The 4283-nt window shown below is 70.9% G+C and carries 5 protein-coding genes; 3 read left to right on the forward strand and 2 right to left on the reverse strand.

Translation table 11 applies throughout. The annotated features are described in order from the left end of the window. The first annotated feature begins 8 nt into the window (after positions 1-8). From PHC73_RS11875 to PHC73_RS11885, 3 genes are read left to right on the forward strand one after another with little or no spacing between them, the layout of a single operon-like run. Positions 9-1025: an agmatine deiminase family protein gene (locus PHC73_RS11875; RefSeq protein WP_366949872.1), complete on the forward strand. Its 1017-nt coding sequence runs from the start codon at positions 9-11 to the stop codon at positions 1023-1025. After that, positions 1022-1906, forward strand: a complete 885-nt coding sequence (locus PHC73_RS11880) for a carbon-nitrogen hydrolase (RefSeq protein ID WP_300128456.1) — start codon at positions 1022-1024, stop codon at positions 1904-1906. Before PHC73_RS11875 ends, PHC73_RS11880 begins: the two co-directional genes overlap by 4 nt. Before the next feature lie 16 nt (positions 1907-1922). Continuing rightward, positions 1923-3095 carry an alanine--glyoxylate aminotransferase family protein gene (locus PHC73_RS11885; protein WP_300128458.1) on the forward strand — a complete coding sequence of 391 codons (1173 nt, stop codon included), beginning with the start codon at positions 1923-1925 and terminating at the stop codon, positions 3093-3095. Positions 3096-3262: 167 nt separating this feature from the next. Here PHC73_RS11885 and PHC73_RS11890 read toward each other — a convergent pair whose 3' ends face one another. Both PHC73_RS11890 and PHC73_RS11895 read right to left on the reverse strand, forming a co-directional pair. Continuing rightward, positions 3263-3550: a hypothetical protein gene (locus tag PHC73_RS11890; protein ID WP_300128461.1), complete on the reverse strand. Its 288-nt coding sequence runs from the start codon at positions 3548-3550 to the stop codon at positions 3263-3265. 119 nt (positions 3551-3669) lie between these two features. Then, positions 3670-4283, reverse strand: a 614-nt coding sequence (locus PHC73_RS11895; protein WP_300128489.1) for an FAD-binding protein, incomplete at its 5' end; no start/stop codon positions are given.

Consider the following 4283-nt stretch of genomic DNA (forward strand, 5'->3'; position numbering starts at 1 on the left):
CAGGTGTTCTGCCCCCCGAATGGGCGCCACAGGCGGCGGTGATGCTGACCTGGCCGCATCGGCATGGCGACTGGGCGGACACACTCGACAAGACCGAAGCCGAGTTCGTCGGCTTTGCCGCCGCCATCGCCGCCCGCGAGCCGTTGATCATCGCCTGCTACGACGCCGCGCACCGCCGCCATGTGGCGGCGCGCCTGGCCCATGCCGGCGTGCCGCCGTCGCAGCTCACGCTGGCGATTGCGCCGTCCAATGACGTGTGGGTGCGCGATCACGGTCCGCTCACCGTGCTGCGCGACGGGCGGCGGGTGGCGCTCGATTTCCGCTTCAACGGCTGGGGCGGCAAATACCCCGCCGCGCTCGACGACACGGTGACGACCGTGCTGGCCGCCCAGGGCGCGCTCGGCGCGCTTGGCCTCGAAGCCCTGCCGTGGGTGCTGGAGGGCGGCAACATCGAGGTGGACGGCGAAGGCACGCTGCTCGCCACCCGGCCGTGCCTGCTGAGCACCACGCGCAACCATCCTGAGGCCGCCGCGGCCATGCTGGCGGCGCTGCCGACGCTGTTCGGCGTGAATCGCATCCTGTGGGTGGACCGCGGCGACGTGCTCGGCGACGACACCGACGGCCACATCGACACCCTGGCGCGCTTTTGCGACCCGGCCACGCTGGCCTACACCTGCGCCGATCCGGCCGATACCGAACAATACGCGGCGCTCGACGGCCTCGAGGCGCAGCTTCGCGCGCTGCGCCGCGCCAACGGCGAGCCCTATCGCCTGGTGCCGCTGCCGGTGCCGGCGCCCATTTACGATGCCGACGGCCGCCGTCTGCCGGCCAACTATGCCAATTTCCTCATCATCAACGGCGCGGTGCTGGTGCCGGTGTACGGCGACCCGAACGACGCGGTGGCGCTGGACCGCCTCGCCGGCTGCTTTCCGGGCCGCGAGGTGATCGGCGTGCCGGCGCGCGCCATCGTCGGCCAGAACGGCAGCCTGCACTGCGCCTCCATGCAGATTCCGGCCGCGCCATGAACACGCTCACCGTCGCCTGCGTGCAGCACGCCTGCACGGATGATCTGGCCGCCAATCTCGCCGAGAGCGAGGCCGGCATCCGCGCTGCCGCCGCGCAGGGCGCGCGCCTGGTGCTGCTGCAGGAACTGCACCGCACGCCGTACTTCTGCCAGGTGGAAGACCCGGCGCTGTGTGATCTGGCCGAGCCGATCCCGGGCCCCAGCAGCGAGTTCCTCGCCGCGCTGGCGCGCGAGCTCGGCGTGGTCATCGTGGGTTCCCTGTTCGAGCGGCGCCTCGCCGGCGTGTACCACAACACCGCCGTGGTGCTGGACGCCGACGGCACGCTCGCCGGGCGCTATCGCAAGATGCACATCCCAGACGACCCGGGCTATCTCGAAAAGTTTTATTTCACGCCCGGCGACGGACCGTTCGCGCCGATCGACACCTCGGTCGGGCGTCTGGGCGTACTGGTGTGCTGGGACCAGTGGTACCCGGAAGCCGCGCGCCTGATGGCGCTCGCCGGCGCCGACCTGCTGCTCTATCCCACCGCCATCGGCTGGGACCCGACCGACACGCAGGGCGAGCAAGCCCGCCAGCGCGAGGCGTGGATCACCATCCAGCGCGCCCACGCCATCGCCAACGGCCTGCCGGTGCTGGCCTGCAACCGGGTGGGCCTGGAACGCCAGCCCGGCGGCCCGGCCGCGGGCAGTCTTTTCTGGGGCAGCAGCTTCATCGCCGGCCCGCAGGGCGAACTGCTGGCGCTGGCACCCACGGACGCACCGGCGGTGCTGTGCGCGACGCTCGATCTGGCGCGCAGCGAGCAGGTGCGGCGCATCTGGCCGTTCCTGCGCGACCGGCGCATCGACGCCTTTGCCGACCTCGCGCGCCGCGTGCGGGACTGACCCACAGGAGCCGCCCATGCCCAGCTTTCACCCGCCGCTTCGCACCCTCATGGGGCCGGGTCCGTCGGACGTGCATCCGCGCGTGCTGGCAGCCATGGCGCAGCCGACCATCGGCCACCTAGACCCGGCGTTCGTTGGGCTGATGGACGACATCAAAGACCTGCTGCGGCGAGCCTTCAAAACCCGCAACGCGGTGACGTTTCCGGTGTCCGGGCCGGGCTCGGTGGGCATGGAAGCCTGTTTCGTGAACCTGGTCGAGCCGGGCGACACGGTGATCGTGTGCCGCAACGGCGTGTTCGGTGGGCGTATGAAGGAGAACGTCGAGCGCTGCGGCGCCAGCGCGGTGGTGATCGACGATCCGTGGACGCGCGCCGTCGACCCGCAGCGCCTCGAAGACGCCCTCAAGGCCCACCCGCAAGCGCGCATCGTCGCCTTCGTGATGGCCGAGACCTCCACCGGCGCGCTGTCGGACGCCAGGACGCTGGTCGACATCGCCCACCGGCACGGCGCGCTGGCCATCGTCGATGCCGTCACGGCGCTCGGCGGGGTCGAACTCGACGTCGACGCCTGGGACATCGACGCCATCTACAGCGGCACCCAGAAATGCCTGTCCTGCCCGCCGGGTCTGGCGCCGGTGAGCTTCAACGAGCGGGCGCTGGCCAAAGTCCGCGCGCGCAAGACGCCGGTGCACAGCTGGTTCCTGGACCTGAACCTGGTGCTCGGCTACTGGGCCGGCGAAGCCCGGCGCAGCTACCACCACACCGCCCCCATCAACGCCCTGTACGGACTGCACGAGGCGCTCGTCATGCTGCACGAGGAAGGACTCGAAGCCGCCTGGGCACGCCATGCGCTGCACCACCGCGCGCTGCGCGCCGGCGCCGAAGCGCTCGGGCTCGAACTGCTCGGCGCGGACGGCGAGCGCCTGCCGCAGCTGAACGTCATCGGCATCCCGCCCGGCATCGACGACGCCCGCGTGCGCCAGACGCTGCTGGCCGATTTCGATCTCGAGATCGGCGCCGGGCTTGGCGAGTTTGCCGGCAAGGCCTGGCGCGTGGGTCTCATGGGCCAGTCGGCTAGCCGCCGACACGTGCTGACGTGTCTGGTCGCGCTCGCCAGCGCGCTGGCCGCACAGGGACGCACGGTGAACCGCGAGGCGGCGCTCGCCGCGGAGCAGGCGATCTACGGCTGATCGCAAGCGCGGTCACCGAGACGGGTGCGCATAGCCCCGACCAACACCGGCCGGTCGGGTGCCGAGCGGCTCAGGATTTGTGAAGCAATGCGCGTCCTGCGCATTGCTTGCGTCGCCCGTCCGGTACACGCCCAGACGGGCTCGGAGCGTGAAAAAATCAAAAGCTGTCAGTTGTCCGGCGCGCCGGCACGGATCCAGCGCTCGATGGTATCGAGTTCGTCCGCGGCCAGACCATTGCCAGCGGTGTCCGCGTTGAATGGCATGCGCGCGCCGCTGCCGCCGACGCTGGCCTGCGTACCGCGCAGCTTGTGTACCAGGTAACTGCGCCCGGGGTCCCCGGGCGCGATGCGTGGCAACGGCGCCTCGCTGCTCGGCACACCGACCGTGGCGCGATGGCTGTCGCCGGCCTCGAGGCTGAGGCCGCCCTGCGGCGATTCGTACAGGTGACAGGCCACGCAGTGGCGGTCGAAGATGGGCTACACGTCGCGGGCCAGGCTCACCTGGTCCGCGTAAGCGTGCGAAAGGCTCACTGCCACGCCCAGCAGCGCCGTGATCGACGACCTGCCCGCCAGCATCACAGATTGCGCACCGGCGCCCGCGCCGCCGCATTGCCGGCGATCTGGCCGAACACCACGGCCGGCCCGATGGTGCCGCCGCCGCCCCAGTAGGCGCCGCCGGTCGGGCTTGCGATGCAGTTGCCGGCGCCGAAAAGACCACCCAGCGGCGTGCCGGCGGCGGACAGCACCCGCGCACTCGTATCGATGACTGGCCCGCCCTTGCTGTCGATGGCGCCCGCCACCAGAAACGCCGCGAAGTACGGTCCTTGCGCTGCCAGCGGGTGCATGGTCGGATTCGGATACTCGCTCGGGATGACCGGCAGGTTGCCAAAGTAGTTCCAGGCGACGTCCGCCTCCGCGGCGCCGCGCTGAAAGTCCTCGTCCACGCCGCGGCGGGCGAAGTCGTTGTAGCGCGCCACGGTGGCTTCGAGGCGCTTGGCGAAGTCGGGCGCCAGATGCAGCGCGCCGATCTGCGGGCGCAGTTTTTCGAGCCGTGCCGCGATGACCTTGGCGAGCCCCGGCCAGTCCTCGCCCTGCATCACATGGACGGGCAGCGGCGCACCCGGCTTTTGTACGCCCATCACGCCGCCGCGGTGCTGCACGGTGCGGCTGTCCCAGATCATCAGCGTGA

It is taken from the genome of Immundisolibacter sp., from assembly GCF_028696615.1.
Lineage (GTDB): Bacteria > Pseudomonadota > Gammaproteobacteria > Immundisolibacterales > Immundisolibacteraceae > Immundisolibacter.

Excerpts from the sequence above, each read along its gene's own strand:
- PHC73_RS11880 (WP_300128456.1), top strand. The coding sequence starts at position 1,022 with ATGAACACGCTCACCGTCGCCTGCGTGCAGCACGCCTGCACGGATGAT.
- PHC73_RS11885 (WP_300128458.1), top strand. The coding sequence starts at position 1,923 with ATGCCCAGCTTTCACCCGCCGCTTCGCACCCTCATGGGGCCGGGTCCG.